Consider the following 16,039-nt stretch of genomic DNA (forward strand, 5'->3'; position numbering starts at 1 on the left):
ATTACCTTAATTTTAGAGTACTTAAAGCAAGCAACGCGAGAACAAATGAAGCAATCCAGAATCTCACAATAATTTTGGGCTCCTGCCATCCTTTCAGTTCAAAATGGTGATGAATAGGTGCCATTCTAAACAGTCTTTTCCCTTTTGTTGCCTTAAAAAATCCAACCTGAAGAATTACTGAAATCGTTTCCAAAACAAATAATCCTCCAACAATAGCAAGTACAATTTCCTGTTTTACAATGACTGCCACTGTCCCAAGAGCCGCCCCAAGTGACAAACTACCCACATCACCCATAAATACAGATGCTGGATATGCATTGAACCACAAAAACCCAAGTCCAGCACCCACAAGGCTCCCACAAAAAATTGACAATTCACCTGAGCCAGGTACGTAAAAAATCTGCAAATAGTTTGCTATTTTTATATTCCCAGCTACATATGCAAAAATTATAAATGTCCCAAAAGAGATAACACTTGGCATCACCGCAAGACCATCGAGTCCATCGGTGAGATTTACCGCATTTGATGTACCAACAATTATAAAAACTGATAGAACAATATAAAAATATGATAAGTCTATTATAAGATTTTTAAAAAATGGAAACGCCAGTTTTGTTGAAAAATCGCCTTTGCTTGCAAATATAACAGAAATTGAAACAATTACCGCAACTAACAGCTGGAGAACAAATTTAGCTTTAGGTGTTATCCCTTCAGGATTCTTTTTTACGGTCTTGATATAGTCGTCATAAAACCCTATCATCCCTGTACAAATGAAGGCAAAAAGTGCTATCCAGATATATAAATTCTTCAAATCAGCCCATAAAATCGTTGATATTGCAGCAGAAATAATTATAAAGATACCGCCCATTGTCGGGGTGCCTTCTTTTGCCTTATGCCTTTCAGGCTCATAACCTTTTGCCTTCTGGGAAAGTTGTAAATTTTTAAGTTTTTCTATTACAATAGGACCTAAATATAAACTTAGAATCAAGGAAGTAATTATGGCATAGACTGTACGAAAGGTAATATACTTAAACACATTAAACACAATAAAATATTCTGATAATGGATAAAGTAAGTTATACAGCATTTTTTCCCATCTCCTGACTTCTACCCTTTATAAACTCAACAAACTCTTCAAACCTTTTGCTCCTTGAAGCCTTAATAAGCAAAACTCCGCTATTCATCTCTGACAGCTTTTTAAACACTTCATCTTTTGTTAAATAGCTTTCAGTATTGTCATACGCAGGCAGGTTTACATACTTTTCCCCGAAAAACATAAATCTGATATTATTATTGTTTTTGGCAAATTCATTTATTTGTTTATAAAACTCATCCTCAAAACCTTCGATTTCTGCCATTTCGCCTATGAGCGCGTATTTACCACAATCATTTTCAATATTCCCAAGGCTCCTCAATGCTTCCAAAAGGGACTCGAAGGAGCAATTATATGTATCATCAATTACTGTAAGGTCCCCTATTTTTATGACATCCCCTCTGTGCTCTTCCGGAGAAAAGTTTAATATTGTCTCGGCAATACTTTCATAAGATATCCCTTCACTTAAGCCCAATACTGCGGCTGCACAAAGATTTTGCACAAAGTGATTATAAAAATGATTCAACACAAATTGATATTTTTTATCTCTGAAATTGATTGAAAAGTTAATATTGTTATTTACCAGTTTTTCGCCAAAAATTCTCGCATCACATTTATTTGAAAAACCATAAACAATAACCTTACATTTGTAATTTTTAATAAAAGGTACCACATTTTCATAAACAATTGCATAATCTTTAACATACTCAAGCATACTTGCTTTTTCAGTGCCGATTGCATCAACACTATTAAATCTTCCAATATGTGATTTACCTACATTTGTTACTATTCCTATATCAGGATTCAAATAACCGGATAGTGCTTCAATTTCGCCAGGATTATTGGTGCCTATTTCAAAAATAGCATATTCACTTTGAGTATCAATATTTGCCGCATTTAAAGACACACCTATTTCATTATTAAAATTTTTATAAGCTACAAATACACTTTTTTTACTGCCCAAAACCTCACCTGCCATTTTTTTGGTGGTTGTTTTCCCGGCACTTCCAGTAATACAAACAATTTTACCCTTGTAGCTATTGAGGTTTGCCTTTCCTATCCCTTTTAAGGCCATTAAGCTGTTTTTTACCAGTATCTTGTTGTAATCGATTCTATTATACACTTCCTCATTATCAAGAATCACAACACAGGCACCTTTTTTTATCGCATCATCAGCGAACATATTTCCGTCAAAATTTTCACCTTTCAAGCCGATAAATATATCCCCTTCTTTAATTTTTCTCGAATCGATACTGACACCGCCAAAGAAGATTTCATTCTCAACTTTTATATCAACAAAATTTTGAAGGTAATAAGCTATATCAAATTTTTTCATATATTTTTAAACCCTTTTAAAAGCTCTTCCCGGTCATCAAAATGAATCTTTTCTTTTTCGATAATCTGGTAATCTTCATGACCTTTACCTGCTATCAAAACTATATCCCCGTTTAAGGCTATTGATATTGAGTGCAATATCGCCTCTCTTCTGTCCGGAATAACAATGACATTTTCCATGCTACTAAAACCTTCTAAAATATCATCAATAATTTTCTCAGGTGATTCTGTCCTCGGATTATCACTTGTAACGATTGTTATGTCAGAATAACTTTGAGAAACCTTTGCCATTCTTGGCCTTTTAGTCCTGTCTCTGTCGCCGCCACAACCAAATACAGTAATAATTCTATTTTTCTTATAAGGTTGTAGCGCCTTTAAAACATTTAGCAGTGCATCATCTGTATGAGCGTAATCCACAAAGTAAAAAACACCTTTATGTTCAAATTTTTCAAGCCTGCCCGGGACATTTTTAAGATTATTAATCCCTGTTTCAATAAATCCTCTATCAAGGCCAAGCGCAAAAGCTACCCCTGAAGCACATAAGATATTTTCAAGATTGTGTTGGCCTACAAGATTTGCATCTATTTGATAGATATCTTCTTTTATTGACAAATCACATTTAATGCCGTTAAGAGAGTATTCCACATTCAAAGGTATAATATCACTGCCTCTGGAAAGCGAATAAGATAACTTATCAAGTTTTATTTCTTCAAAAAGCCTTTTCCCATATTCATGCTCTATATTAACCACGCATCTGTCAGTGTATTTTTCCGTAAAAAGCATCTTTTTTGAATTATAGTAATCTTGTATATCTTTATGATAATCAAGATGATCCCCGGTAAGGTTTGTAAAAGCTGTCACATCAAATGGTATCCCCAAAATTCTGTTTTGCTTGAGAGCATGTGATGAGACCTCCATTACAAGGCTATCAGCGCCCTTTTTCAACCCTTCACTGATCATTCTACATATTTCATACATTCCCGGAGTCGTATTATTGGCAATAATTTTTTCACCGTATATATTGTATTCAACTGTTCCAAGCCTTATTACTTTTTTACCTGCAGACAGTAAAATGCTTTCAACAAGATAGCTTGTTGTCGTCTTACCGTTTGTACCGGTAATACCTACCTTTGTAAGCTTACTGAAATCTATTCCAAAGAAGTTTATACACATATTATTAAACACTTTTTTTGAATCGTTTACCAAAATATGGGCAACCCCTTGCAGCCTTTTTTCTGATATAATTGTGAGCACCTTCCCATTTTTAATAACATCATTTACTACATTGTGTGAATCAAATGTCTCTCCTTTCATTGCAACAAAAACAGATTTCTCTTTAAGTGCTCTATGGTCAAATGAGATATCTTCAACATCAATATCAAGGAGCTTTTCATCAGAAATATCAATAATGTCTTTACTATCAAGAAGCTCTTTTATTCTCATCTTCCACCAGCATTTGATTAAGATTTAATTTATAAAATACTGCTATCTGCTCCGCCAATTTTCTGAAAGTATAAGCAGCCGTGCTCCCACCGTAAATTGATTTTTTAGGAGAATCATAAGTAACAATCATTACAAACTTAGGGTTTTCGGCTGGAAAAAAGCCAACAAAACTCGCGTTGTATTCCCTATATGAATAGGAGTTGCTCTCTTTGTCAAATTTTTGTGCCGTACCGGTCTTTCCTGCAATCTTAACAATTGAAGACTTTGCATTTTGACCGGTTCCATCTTCAACCACCTTTATCAAAAGTTCTTTCAGTAAATTTGCTGTATAATCACTCATTATTTTTTTTCTTTCCTTCGAAACACCTTTTATCACTCTTGGGGTAATCAGATAACCCCCATTAGCTATTGAAGCATAAAATCTTAAAATCTGAATGGGTGTTACGAGAACCTCCTGGCCAATTGAAATTGATGGTCTTGAAAGCCCTGACCACTGTTTGTAATTTCTCAAAAGCCCGGTTTCATCCGCGAATCCTACTACCCCTGAACTATCTCCAAAACCGTATTTTTTGATATAATCATAAAACTGTCTGGAGGTAATTTTTTCCGAAAGCTTTATAGTCCCGATATTACTTGAAAATGCAAATACTTCGGATAAGTTAAGTTCCTTATACTCATGCACATCATTAAATGTATGCCCCATATAATAATATTTACCGTTTTCACAGTTTACCTTCTCATTCCACTTCAAAACTCCTGCATCAGAAAGGGCTGCAAACGTAACAGCCTTAAATATCGAGCCAGGCTCAAAAAGATAATAAAACAAAGGGTCTTTCCATAGCTGCCTTTTGTAATTTTCAAAGCTATTTGCATCAAAAGATGGCAGTGAAGTAGAGAAGATTATCTCACCTGTTTGTATATCCATAGCACCTGCAAGTACACCTTTTGCCCCAAATTCTTTCAAATCATTATATAAGATTCCACTTACAACCTTTTGTAAATCCACATCTAAAGACAGATAGATATTTTTATCCGGGCTGGTTTTCATTATCTTGTCTTCAAAAGTCATTGTGTTACCTCTGCTGTCTCTCAAAACAGCCACATTGACTTTTTCCCCTTTGAGAGTTTTTTCAAAAAATGTTTCGACACCTTCAAGCCCCTGATTATCAATCCCTGTAAACCCAACTATTTTTGAAGCAGTATCCCCTTCCGGATAAAATCTTCTTTCCTGGTAAATTAGCTGCAAATTTTCATCAAGACGAGTAAGCTTCCTTGCACTTTCTACATCAAGGCCTCTGTCAATCCATACAAAACGATCTTTTTTCAAAATTTTTTCTTTTACCCTGTTTGAAAGATTTACACCGTTGACACTCAAAACATATATAAAATTCTTAGGATTTTTTATCTTTGAAGCATCAACATAAACTGATGCAGTATAAACATTTGTTGCCAAAACTTTTGCATTCCTGTCGAAAATCATACCTCTATTTTTATCCAATGTTACTGTAACAGAAGACTGGTTTTTTGCCATATCCTCATAAAAATCGTGTTTTACAACTTGCAGGTAAAAAAGTTTGAGAACAATACCTAATATACAAACTGTCAAAGCACCTGCTATAAAAGTTGCTTTAAAATAATCATTTAACATAAAATGTCCGCCCGGCATCCATAAGTTTAAGCCCCATATCATCAGCTTTTTCTGTTAAAAGATATACATCGGTAATCTTATATTCTTGTCTTTTCAAACTCTCGTATCTTATCCTTGCTTCTTTAAGCCTTGAACTTATTTTGCTAATCTGATAACCGGTTTTGATACTTGAAATTTTTACCGCTATAATAGCGACACTAATTGCAGCAATTATAAAAAGCTTCACAAAAAAAACTTTGTTTATACTTATTTCAATTGACTTGATCCCCGCAATAATTGCCTTCATACTATCTTCTCCGCAGCCCTTAATTTTGCACTTCTACTAAGTCTGTTATTCTGGAGTTCTTCTTCTGAAGGGGTTACAGGCTTTTTTGTCAAGATTTTGAATGTTTGTACTTTTTTGCAATTACATACAGGTGTTTTTATTTCACAAATGCAATCTTTTGCGTAAAATGTAAGAAAATCCTTTACAAGTCTGTCTTCCAATGAGTGGAAGGAAATAAACACTACTCTCCCTCCCTTTTTTATTATCTTTTCAATTGACCTTAAAAGAGACTCTATCGACTCAAGCTCTTTATTTATAAAAATCCTGAGGGCCTGAAATGTCTTTGTGGCTGGATGAACGCCTGGCTTGTGGAACTTTTTCGGAACTGCATCAAATACAATATCAGCAAGCTCCTTGGTAGTTGAAATTTTTGAAATGCCCCTTTTTTGAACAATTTTTGATGCAATCCTCTTTGCAAATTGTTCTTCTCCGTATTTTTTAAGAATATTTGCTATTGTCTCCTCTGGAAATGTATTGACAACCGTGTAAGCATCCATATCAAAACTTTTGTCCATTCTCATATCAAGGGGACCGTTACGTATAAAAGAAAAACCCCTTTGAGCGTCATTTAATTGAAAACTTGATGTCCCAAAATCCGCATAAAGACCATCAACTTTATCAATGCCAAGCTCAGCCAGTACTGATTCAACTTCAGAAAAATTTTTATTTATAATTACTACATTTGGTTTATCGAATTTGGATTTCAATCTATCAACTGCATCCTGATCTCTATCAAAAATCAAAAGCTTACCTGTTTCCCCTATTCTTTCAAGAACCAGTTGTGCATGTCCACCGCCACCACCGGTACAATCAACATAGACACCACCATATACCGGAGCAAGAAAATCAATCAGTTCTTTAGGCATTACAGGCTTATGCATTTGTCACCTGCTATAAGTTAATTTCCGGAAACTGCTCTGAAATTGTGTTGAACATATCCTCTACATCAACATGTTCAAACTCTGCCTCCCATTTTTCTTTCGGCCAAATTTCTATTTTATTTCTTACCCCTACTATCACACATTCAGAAGCAAGACCTGTCTTTTCTCTCAATATATTTGGTATCAATACCCTACCCTGCTTATCTATTGTGCAATCCTCTGCTGTGGAATAAAGATACTTTATAAATTTTTTTACCTTTGGGTCTGTAGGAGGCTCTTTTTCCCAGGCATCCTCAAGCTTTGACCATTCATAAACAGGGTATGCCACTATATGGCTGCCAAGCGAAACAAGTATCAAAGACTCATCATTATACTTGGATTTGAGTATATCCCTGAATTTGGACGGAATACTAACCCTCCCTGTTTCATTGATGGTATGCAAGCTTTTGCCTTTAAAACTGCCTAATATTTTCATAACATTTTATACCAATAAATGACATTATATGACAAATAATACACATATACCGCATTTACTGTCAAGGGAAATATTTATTGTAGAGTACCTAAAAAAGTATCGTTTTAGACTATCATAAAAATAAATTTGCATTATCATGTACTCACTGTATAATTAAAGGGGAAGAAAGAGTTGATATGAATATACTTGAAGGAAGAATAAAGCAAACACATAAAGCTGAAAACAAGGGCAAATATATACTTTACTGGATGCAGGGAGCTTTTAGGTGCAATTACAATCATTCACTTGAATTTTCCATCTATTTGTCAAATTTATATAATTTGCCTTTGATTGTGCTTGTCATATTAAATCTTGACTATCCTGAAGCAAATTATAGAAGTTTTAAGTTTTTTTTAGAAGGTTTAAACGATATCAGCAATACTCTTAAAAACAGAAAAATTTCTCTCCATTTAAGAAAAGGGCGCTTTGAGAGTGTACTGAGTGAGTATAAAACCAATATTCATACATTAGTTACTGATAAATCATATCTGCCTAACCTTAAAAATATAAAAATAGATATCTTTAAAAAACTTAATCTTAATTCATATGAAGTAGATACAAATCTTGTTGTGCCGGTTGAAATTGCATCCAGCAAAATGGAGTATGGTGGTTACACAATAAGACCAAAGATTAAAAGATTATATGAAAATTATATCAGTGATTTTTCTATGAACGATTATAAAAATGCATATGTAGAGCAGATTATAGATTTTGATATTAATGATACAGATAGTTTGCTTAAAAGTGTTGAATATGTTTCACCGATAAATATCAAAGGGGGAGAAAAAAACGCCGAAAATACCCTTGAATATTTTATTCAAACTGGATTTAAGAGATATGCGCTACAAAGAAATGACCCATGCTCAAATGTGGAATCCAATTTATCCCCATTCCTGCACTTTGGGCACATTTCGCCAATTAAAGTTTTAAAAACTTTGCCACATGATGATTTCGAAAACTACGAGGCATTTTTAGAACAAATAGTTATAAGAAGAGAGTTGGCGCATAATTTTACATTTTATTCGGATACTACTAATAATCTAAGCAAATATCTTCCAAAATGGGCTAAAGATACACTATTTGACCACAAACAGGATGAAAAAAAATATTTATACAAACTTAAAGATTTTGAACAGGCAAATACCCATGACATTTATTGGAATGCGGCTCAAAAAGAGCTTTTAAAAACAGGAAAAATACATAATTACATGAGAATGTACTGGGGCAAAAAGATTATTGAATGGAGTAATGACTATAAAGAAGCCTACAACATTATGGCTTATCTAAATAATAAATACGCAATTGATGGCAGAGACCCCAATAGCTATGCCGGGATAATGTGGTGCTTTGGTATGCACGACAGACCTTTTATTGAAAGGGATATATTCGGAAAAATCAGATATATGTCAGAAAATGGTCTTAAAAGAAAGTTTGACATTGAAAAATATTATAAAATGTGGAGCATAAAATGAAAAGTTTAGCTATAATTACAATAATCATATTTATGTATACCTGTTATTCATATGGGGACACAAAAATTGGGATTGGCTCTATTTTCGCATCTTCTAAAAGTAACTTTGACATAAATAGCAGCAAAACCATTCACAGTTATAAAGAACCCGACAAAACTCATTATAGCTCAGCAATGATTGGCGAAATTGTTTCTTCCAAAATATTAAAAAATGGTTCTGTTAAGGGTGGATTTGGTTTTACAGATGAACTAAAAGGGCTATTTTTAAAATACAGCTCTAAGATTAAAAATTTTTAAAATATAAAATTAGTTTATTCATAGACCCCTTATCAAAGACATGGGAAGACCCTTACAAATTAAATTATGAACGCAGTGAAACAAATATCAACACATACGGTTTAAAACTTGAATTAGATGATATAAATAGTTCAAATCTTATATTTAAATATTCCCTCAAGTACTCAGATGTACGGAAAGATAAAATTGAATACAAAGACTTAAAAAGGGATGCAATTTTCAAAGATTTTACATTTGGATACAAAATCAAAACAAAAAAAAGAGGACTTGTTTTTGACCCTGAGGTTTCATTTTTGGCATCTTCTGCTAAAGGCAAAAGCAACAGCTATTACGGATATTCAGCGGGCCTGTCCACCTTATACTTCTCCAAAAAAATTACGGCTATTTTCAAATTGAAATACATTGATAAATACTTTAACGAAAATGACCATATTTTTGATAAACGCAGACAAGAAAAAACTTCATCAGCTTTTTTAATCCTTAACTTTAACAATCTGTTTAACTCAAAAAACATATACGCCACTTTACTATCAGGAATTTCAAACAAATTCTCAAATATTGCATTTTACAGAGAAGAGAAATTGTTTGCAGGCTTTATAGTGGGATACAAATTCTAAAATTTGAGGCGCCGGAAAACCGGCACACCTCATATTTTACCTTCAACCTCTTTTTTGACAAGATTTTTTCTGTTAAGATATCTGTTTAAAGCGTTAAGATAAGCCCTTGCACTGGCTTCAACCACATCAGTTGAATAACCTCTACCTGTGACTTCAAAACCTGAGTCCTCAAAAACAACACTTACAACCACCTCTCCCTGCGCATCCTTACCGGCAGTTACGGCATTAATTCTGTATTTTTTCAATCTCCCCTGAACACCTGAAATCCTTTCAATTGCTTTAAAACTTGCATCAACAGGACCATCCCCTGTTGATGCATCCATATTTATATTACCCTTTGCATCCATAAGCTGGACAGTAGCTGTGGGAACAGCGGTATTACCACTAACTATATTGATATACTCCAGAGTAAAAGTTTCCTTTGTAGAGCTTGATTGATTGTCAACAATAATTTCTATATCCTCATCGTACACTTCTTTCTTTTTGTCTGCCAATACCTTGAATTTATTATAGACTTTTTCTATATCAATCTTTTCTACATCATAACCAAGCTCCTGAATTCTTTTAATTAACGCATGTCTTCCTGAATGCTTGCCAAGCACCAGTTTGTTTGATGGAAACCCAACACTTTCAGGAGTCATAATTTCATAAGTAGTCCTTTCCTTTAAAACTCCATCCTGATGGATACCCGCTTCATGGGCAAATGCATTCTTTCCTATAATTGCCTTGTTTGGCTGAACCTCTACCCCTGTTATCGAAGTAAGCAATCTGCTGGACCTGTAAATTTCATGCGTATTTATACCATTTTGGACATCATTAAAAATGTCTTTCCTCACATACATTGCCATTATAACCTCTTCTAAGGAAGCATTCCCGGCTCTTTCCCCAATTCCATTTATTGTGCACTCAACCTGAGATGCCCCTGCCTTAATTGCAGCCAGTGAATTTGCAACTGCAAGCCCAAGGTCATTATGGCAGTGAACACTTATGACGGCTTTGTCAACATTTGGAACTTTATTCATAATTGTATATATAATCTTTTCAAACTCCATAGGGACAGTATAACCAACCGTGTCAGGAATATTTATCGTTTTTGCCCCCGCTTTTATAACCTTTTCAACAACTTTACACAAAAAGTCAAGATTTGTCCTTGTCGCATCCTCTGCACTGAATTCAACATCTTCACACAAGTTTCTCGCATATTTTACTGCATCAATAGCAATTTCAAGTACTTCTTCAGGAGTTTTCTTTAATTTATATTGCATATGGATATCTGAAGTAGCTATAAAAGTATGAATTCTTGGCCTTACAGCGTTTTTTAATGCTTCATAACCTACTTCGATATCCTTCTTATTTGCCCTACAAAGTCCTGCTACTGAAGGTTTTTTTACTGTTTCAGCAACTCTTTTTACAGCCTCAAAATCCCCCGGGGATGAAATAGGAAAACCGGCTTCAATGACATCGACCCCCAGCCTCTCAAGTTGCAATGCCATTTTAATTTTTTCATCAATGTTCATACTGAAACCGGGTGCCTGTTCTCCATCTCTCAATGTTGTGTCAAAAACTACAATCTTTCTCATTTGACTTCCTCCTGTCATTTTTATTTAAAAATCTAAAAAAAAAGCCCTACCCCCGTAGGAGGTAGGGCTTTTGTCAGCCTGGTAAAGAAGAGTTATACCTCTTCAATATGCTCCTCCACGGGCATTTTTTTCTTATAACGTAGTAGACCAAGTAGTAGCCCTGAAAAAACATAACCTAAAAAAAACAAAAACAGAAATATTTCAGGATACATGCCAATTATAAATATAAACAGCACAAACATCACCATAATATTAAAAGGACGTTTGCTGAGGCTGTCAATTTTCTTAAAACTATAATAAGGAAGCGAGCTAACCATTAAAAAAGCAAGCAAATATATTAAAAATACATAAGTAACAGGGATAGAGAAATCGGTCGGATTACCAAAAACGTCTTTTACAAAAAGAACGCTTGTAGCAATTATTCCAGCGGCTGAAGGTATTGGCAAACCTACAAAAAATTTGGAATCAACCTCTCCAACTTGCACATTGAACCTTGCAAGCCTAAGAGCACCACACGCAACGAATAAAAACGCCGCCATCCACCCGAGCCTCCCATAAGGTATCAAAAGCCACATATAAACCAAAACTGCCGGTGCAACTCCAAAAGAAACCAAATCACTTAATGAGTCCAATTGCACACCAAATTTGCTTGTAGCATTCAACGCTCTTGCAACCTTTCCATCAAGACCATCAAAAATAAAAGCAGCCAGTATAGCATAGGAAGCCGCCAAATAATCACCCTTGATTGATGCAACAATAGAGTAAAACCCGCAAAACATCCCCATAACTGTTAAAAAGTTGGGCAAAATACATTTTTTTTCGAACAACTACCTCACCTCTTGCTCTTTATCTTCAAATCTTGCTATCACCGTTTCCCCGGCTTTCACATGGTCATTGAGACCAACTGCTATAAAAGTGCCTTCAGGAAAATAGTGATCAACCCTTGAAGAGAATTTGATTATACCAAGCCTGTCTCCAATTTGCAACATTTCATTTTCTTTTGCATAGCAAACAGTTCTCCTTGCAACAAGCCCTGCAACCTGTTTGAATATCATATTACCATATTTTGACTCAACATATATGAGATTCTGCTCATTTTCAATTGAACTTTCAGGTTTATCAGCAGCAAGAAATTTACCAGGTCTATGTTCAACCTTAACAACAGTTCCTGTTACAGGCATTCTATTTACATGAACATTAAACACATTCATAAATACGCTGACTTTTTTGTACGTAACTCCATCAACCAGTTCATCTTTTATCTCAACAACTTTTCCGTCAGCAGCAGACACCGCTATATTTTCAAAAGGAGGAACTGTTCTTTCAGGGTCTCTGAAAAAAACCAAAAAGAAAACAAAGCACATTAAACTTAATAAAACCAGAAACCACTTCGGAAAAATAAGCAACACAAAAAAACTTACAAGAGCCACAATAATAAAAGGAAAGCCCTCTTTTGCTATCAAACTACACCCCTTAGACTGTTTGCTGGTAATTTAACAAGTATTGAAAAAAAAGCAAGTACATTTTTTGAGATTAATAATAAGCCAGGGGGCTTAGCCCCCTTTTATAATTAATTTTTTGTTTTATCTACAATTTTGCTTTTACCAAGCCAGCTCATCATTGACCTTAGCCTCTGGCCAACTATTTCTATTTCATGTTCTTCATCCATTCTTGTTAATGCGTTAAATGTAGGTCTGCCTGCTTTATTCTCAAGCATCCATTCTTTGGCAAAAACACCTGTCTGAATTTCGTTTAACACTTCTCTCATATTTTCTTTTACCTGAGGGTCAATTACCCTGGGGCCCCTTGTCATATCACCATACTGGGCTGTATTGCTAATCGAATACCTCATGTTGGAAATTCCCCCCTCATAAAGAAGGTCCACAATTAGCTTTACTTCATGCAAACATTCAAAATAAGCCATTTCTGGAGCATACCCAGCCTCAACAAGGGTCTCAAACCCATACTTAATAAGCTGGGTAAGTCCTCCACAAAGCACAGCCTGCTCTCCAAAAAGATCCGTTTCTGTTTCTTCCTTAAAACTTGTTTCAAGTACACCTGCCCTGGCTCCACCAATTGCTGCGGCATAAGATAAAGCAAGCTCCCTTGAATCGCCTGTATAATCCTGATATACCGCAATAAGGCAAGGTACACCGCCCCCTTTCTGGTATTCCGCCCTGACAAGATGTCCTGGCCCCTTTGGAGCAATCATAACGACATTTACGTTTTCAGGTGGAACAATCTGATTAAAATGGATATTAAATCCATGGGCAAACGCAAGATAGTCCCCTTCCTTAAGATTAGGCGCTATATATTCCCTATAAATATCTCCCTGGTGCTCATCCGGTGCAAGAATCATAATAACATCTGCCCATTTTGCAGCCTCAGAGATTTCCATTGCTTTAAGTCCTGCACTTTCAACCTTTGACCAGGAAGGGCTCCCTTTCCTGAGTGCCACAACCACATCAACACCACTTTCCTTCAAATTATTGGAATGCCCATACCCCTGGCTTCCATAACCTACTACAGCCACTTTCTTGGTTTTAATCAATTCGAGATTTGCATCTTTTTCATAATAGACCTTCATCTATTCCTCCTGATTTTTTATATCTTGTTTTGTAAATTCCGTTGTTGACTTGCTACCTCTTGCAATTGCCACACTACCTGTTCTTACAACTTCAATAATACCATACACTTCCAGCACATCAATAAAAGCTTTATTTTTATCCTTAGTCCCTGTGATTTCAATTACCAGTGATTCACTTGTCAAATCGATTATTTTCCCTCTGAAAGTATTAACTATACCAAATATTTCAGCCCTATATTTAGGTGATGCATGCACCTTTACAAGCATCATTTCTCTTTCGATATGTTCAACCTGAGTAACATCCCTTACTCTTATGGTGTTTATTAGCTTCCTCAACTGTTTGATTATCTGTTCTACAATCTTGTCATCACCATGAGTTACGATGGTCATAATAGAATATTTAGGATCATCCGTAACCCCCACTGACAGACTCTCAATATTGTACCCTCTTCCACTAAAAAGTCCTGCTACCCTTGACAATACCCCAAAATGATTTTCAACCAAAACAGAAATTATATGTCTCATGATATTACTCCCCGAATATCATTTCATTCAGTGCAGCACCTGCTGCAACCATTGGATAAACATTTTCTTCCCTGTCAACCCTAAAATCCATCAATACAGGCTTATCATCTATTTTAAGGGACTCACTTATCACATCAGCCACCTCAGAAGGTTTTTCAGCCCTAAGCCCCACACAGCCATAAGCTTCTGCCAATTTTATAAAATCAGGTTGACACTCAAGACATGAATAAGAATATCTCTTATTGAAAAACAAATGCTGCCATTGCCTTATCATACCCAGGAATTTATTGTTCAAAATAGCCACTTTTACACCAACTCTATACTGTACCGCAGTACAAATCTCCTGCATATTCATCAAAAAGCTTCCATCACCCGCTATATCAAAGACCTGTTTATCTGGTCTACCAAGTTTTGCTCCGATTGCTGCAGGAAATCCAAACCCCATCGTTCCAAGTCCACCGGAGCTTATAAATTGTCTTGGATGCTTAAATTTGTAAAACTGACCTGCCCACATCTGATTCTGTCCGACTTCTGTGGCAATAATGGCTTCACCGTCAGTAAGTCTGCAAATTTCTTCCACCACAAACTGCGGTTTTATAACTTTATCAGACTTTTTATAACTAAACGGTCTTTCAGTGTTCCAGACCTTTATCTGCTTTATCCAGCTTTTCCTTTGCTCCCTGTTTTTATCCCAGTTAAATTTATCAATATACTGATTTATCTGATTAAGAACCTTTTTGCAATCACCAACTATCGGTATGTCTATTTTTACTATTTTACTTATAGATGCAGGGTCAATATCAATATGGGCAATTTTGGCATTTGGTGCAAATCCGTCAAGTCTCCCTGTAGAACGATCTGAAAATCTTGTACCAATTGCAAGGATAAAATCGGTTTCGGTCATTGCCATATTTGAAGCATAATTTCCATGCATTCCAAGCCAGCCGACATAGTTTTCGTGGGCACTTGGAAAACCTCCAAGTCCCAGAAATGAATTCACAACTGGGATACTTAATTGTTCAGAAAGCTTGACCAGTTCATCAGTTGCACCACTAATTATCACCCCACCGCCAGCATATATCACTGGTTTCTTGGCTTCAGAAAGCTCTTTTAAAAGCTTTTTTATCTGCAACGGATGACCTTCGTATGTTGGGTTGTATCCAGGCAAGTTTATTTCGCCGTTACACTTGGCCTTAGTCTTGCTCGCAACCACATCCTTAGGTAAATCTATGACCACAGGACCAGGTCTGCCTGTGCTTGCTATATAAAAAGCCTCATTGATAATTTTAGGTAAATCATCCACATTCTGAACAAGATAGCTATGCTTTACAATTGGTCTTGTAATACCAATTATATCAGCCTCCTGGAAAGCATCTCCACCAATAAGTGCAGTTGGTACCTGACCAGTGAATGCTACAAGCGGCACAGAATCCATATATGCATTTGCAATACCTGTCACAAGGTTGGTAGCCCCCGGACCACTTGTACCAAAACAGACACCTACCTTCCCTGTCGCCCTTGCGTACCCATCTGCGGCATGGACGCCACCCTGCTCATGTCGTGGAAGCACATGCAAGATATCCGCATCAAACAAAGTGTCATAAATACCAAGGAGTACACCGCCAGGATAGCCAAAAACCACATCTACTTTTTGTTTTTTTAAGCATTCAACCAATGCCTCTGCGCCTGTCCTGCTCATAATTATTACCCCTTAAATTATTTA

16 protein-coding genes are annotated in these 16,039 nt (G+C 35.7%); 3 read left to right on the plus strand and 13 right to left on the minus strand.

Features of this window, described 5'->3' with window-relative positions; translation table 11 throughout:
- Position 1: 1 nt before the first annotated feature.
- The 7 genes from mraY to mraZ are packed head-to-tail and all read right to left on the minus strand — an operon-like array spanning position 2 to position 7,200.
- A complete protein-coding gene (gene mraY, locus ACTCAF_RS05745; RefSeq protein WP_463062336.1) occupies positions 2–1,087 on the minus strand; it encodes a phospho-N-acetylmuramoyl-pentapeptide-transferase in 1,086 nt (361 codons plus the stop codon).
- Positions 1,077–2,429: a UDP-N-acetylmuramoyl-tripeptide--D-alanyl-D-alanine ligase gene (locus tag ACTCAF_RS05750; protein WP_463062337.1), complete on the minus strand. Its 1,353-nt coding sequence runs from the start codon at positions 2,427–2,429 to the stop codon at positions 1,077–1,079. Before ACTCAF_RS05750 ends, mraY begins: the two co-directional genes overlap by 11 nt.
- Entirely contained in the window at positions 2,426–3,871 is a 1,446-nt protein-coding gene (locus tag ACTCAF_RS05755; RefSeq protein ID WP_463062338.1) for a UDP-N-acetylmuramoyl-L-alanyl-D-glutamate--2,6-diaminopimelate ligase, read from the minus strand. The genes ACTCAF_RS05750 and ACTCAF_RS05755 overlap by 4 nt, the downstream gene beginning before the upstream one ends.
- Positions 3,849–5,519 (minus strand): peptidoglycan D,D-transpeptidase FtsI family protein, encoded by a 1,671-nt coding sequence (locus ACTCAF_RS05760; protein WP_463062339.1) that lies wholly within the window; start codon positions 5,517–5,519, stop codon positions 3,849–3,851. Before ACTCAF_RS05760 ends, ACTCAF_RS05755 begins: the two co-directional genes overlap by 23 nt.
- Positions 5,509–5,805, minus strand: coding sequence for a hypothetical protein (locus ACTCAF_RS05765; RefSeq protein ID WP_463062340.1), 297 nt, complete (start codon positions 5,803–5,805; stop codon positions 5,509–5,511). The genes ACTCAF_RS05760 and ACTCAF_RS05765 overlap by 11 nt, the downstream gene beginning before the upstream one ends.
- Complete coding sequence (gene rsmH / locus ACTCAF_RS05770; protein ID WP_463062341.1) at positions 5,802–6,725, minus strand: 16S rRNA (cytosine(1402)-N(4))-methyltransferase RsmH; 924 nt, start codon at positions 6,723–6,725, stop codon at positions 5,802–5,804. The genes ACTCAF_RS05765 and rsmH overlap by 4 nt, the downstream gene beginning before the upstream one ends.
- Positions 6,726–6,735: 10 nt before the next feature.
- Entirely contained in the window at positions 6,736–7,200 is a 465-nt protein-coding gene (gene mraZ / locus ACTCAF_RS05775) for a division/cell wall cluster transcriptional repressor MraZ (protein WP_463062342.1), read from the minus strand.
- Positions 7,201–7,376: 176 nt separating this feature from the next.
- On the opposite strand from mraZ, the gene ACTCAF_RS05780 reads away from it, so the two are divergent.
- From ACTCAF_RS05780 to ACTCAF_RS05790, 3 genes are read left to right on the plus strand one after another with little or no spacing between them, the layout of a single operon-like run.
- Positions 7,377–8,711, plus strand: a complete 1,335-nt coding sequence (locus ACTCAF_RS05780; protein WP_463062343.1) for a deoxyribodipyrimidine photo-lyase — start codon at positions 7,377–7,379, stop codon at positions 8,709–8,711.
- Positions 8,708–9,007: a hypothetical protein gene (locus ACTCAF_RS05785; RefSeq protein WP_463062344.1), complete on the plus strand. Its 300-nt coding sequence runs from the start codon at positions 8,708–8,710 to the stop codon at positions 9,005–9,007. Before ACTCAF_RS05780 ends, ACTCAF_RS05785 begins: the two co-directional genes overlap by 4 nt.
- 8 nt (positions 9,008–9,015) lie before the next feature.
- Positions 9,016–9,624, plus strand: a complete 609-nt coding sequence (locus tag ACTCAF_RS05790; protein WP_463062366.1) for a DUF2860 family protein — start codon at positions 9,016–9,018, stop codon at positions 9,622–9,624.
- Positions 9,625–9,653: 29 nt separating this feature from the next.
- Here the strand turns inward: ACTCAF_RS05790 and ACTCAF_RS05795 are convergent, their stop codons facing one another.
- The 6 genes from ACTCAF_RS05795 to ilvB form a co-directional block, all read right to left on the minus strand.
- A complete protein-coding gene (locus tag ACTCAF_RS05795; RefSeq protein ID WP_463062345.1) occupies positions 9,654–11,204 on the minus strand; it encodes a 2-isopropylmalate synthase in 1,551 nt (516 codons plus the stop codon).
- A gap of 92 nt (positions 11,205–11,296) precedes the next feature.
- Positions 11,297–12,031 (minus strand): CDP-diacylglycerol--serine O-phosphatidyltransferase, encoded by a 735-nt coding sequence (gene pssA, locus ACTCAF_RS05800; protein WP_463062346.1) that lies wholly within the window; start codon positions 12,029–12,031, stop codon positions 11,297–11,299.
- On the minus strand, positions 12,032–12,667 hold the full coding sequence (locus ACTCAF_RS05805; protein WP_463062347.1) for a phosphatidylserine decarboxylase family protein: 636 nt from the start codon (positions 12,665–12,667) through the stop codon (positions 12,032–12,034).
- A 107-nt stretch (positions 12,668–12,774) separates the two neighbouring features.
- The gene (ilvC, locus tag ACTCAF_RS05810; RefSeq protein WP_463062348.1) at positions 12,775–13,791 is read right to left on the minus strand and encodes a ketol-acid reductoisomerase; all 1,017 of its coding nucleotides are present in this window, start codon (positions 13,789–13,791) and stop codon (positions 12,775–12,777) included.
- The gene (gene ilvN, locus ACTCAF_RS05815) at positions 13,792–14,316 is read right to left on the minus strand and encodes an acetolactate synthase small subunit (protein WP_463062349.1); all 525 of its coding nucleotides are present in this window, start codon (positions 14,314–14,316) and stop codon (positions 13,792–13,794) included.
- A gap of 4 nt (positions 14,317–14,320) precedes the next feature.
- A complete protein-coding gene (ilvB, locus tag ACTCAF_RS05820) occupies positions 14,321–16,015 on the minus strand; it encodes a biosynthetic-type acetolactate synthase large subunit (RefSeq protein ID WP_463062350.1) in 1,695 nt (564 codons plus the stop codon).
- Positions 16,016–16,039: the final 24 nt, after the last annotated feature.

This window comes from Deferrivibrio sp., from assembly GCF_055117995.1.

What these genes read in the sequence shown, in the direction of transcription:
- ACTCAF_RS05785 (WP_463062344.1), top strand. Translation starts at nt 8,708, where the DNA reads ATGAAAAGTTTAGCTATAATTACAATAATCATATTTATGTATACCTGT.
- ACTCAF_RS05760 (WP_463062339.1), bottom strand. Translation starts at nt 5,519, where the DNA reads ATGTTAAATGATTATTTTAAAGCAACTTTTATAGCAGGTGCTTTGACA.
- ilvC (WP_463062348.1), bottom strand. Translation starts at nt 13,791, where the DNA reads ATGAAGGTCTATTATGAAAAAGATGCAAATCTCGAATTGATTAAAACC.
- mraY (WP_463062336.1), bottom strand. Translation starts at nt 1,087, where the DNA reads ATGCTGTATAACTTACTTTATCCATTATCAGAATATTTTATTGTGTTT.
- rsmH (WP_463062341.1), bottom strand. Translation starts at nt 6,725, where the DNA reads ATGCATAAGCCTGTAATGCCTAAAGAACTGATTGATTTTCTTGCTCCG.
- ACTCAF_RS05750 (WP_463062337.1), bottom strand. Translation starts at nt 2,429, where the DNA reads ATGAAAAAATTTGATATAGCTTATTACCTTCAAAATTTTGTTGATATA.
- ilvN (WP_463062349.1), bottom strand. Translation starts at nt 14,316, where the DNA reads ATGAGACATATAATTTCTGTTTTGGTTGAAAATCATTTTGGGGTATTG.
- ACTCAF_RS05780 (WP_463062343.1), top strand. Translation starts at nt 7,377, where the DNA reads ATGAATATACTTGAAGGAAGAATAAAGCAAACACATAAAGCTGAAAAC.
- ACTCAF_RS05795 (WP_463062345.1), bottom strand. Translation starts at nt 11,204, where the DNA reads ATGAGAAAGATTGTAGTTTTTGACACAACATTGAGAGATGGAGAACAG.
- ACTCAF_RS05765 (WP_463062340.1), bottom strand. Translation starts at nt 5,805, where the DNA reads ATGAAGGCAATTATTGCGGGGATCAAGTCAATTGAAATAAGTATAAAC.
- ACTCAF_RS05755 (WP_463062338.1), bottom strand. Translation starts at nt 3,871, where the DNA reads ATGAGAATAAAAGAGCTTCTTGATAGTAAAGACATTATTGATATTTCT.
- ilvB (WP_463062350.1), bottom strand. Translation starts at nt 16,015, where the DNA reads ATGAGCAGGACAGGCGCAGAGGCATTGGTTGAATGCTTAAAAAAACAA.
- mraZ (WP_463062342.1), bottom strand. Translation starts at nt 7,200, where the DNA reads ATGAAAATATTAGGCAGTTTTAAAGGCAAAAGCTTGCATACCATCAAT.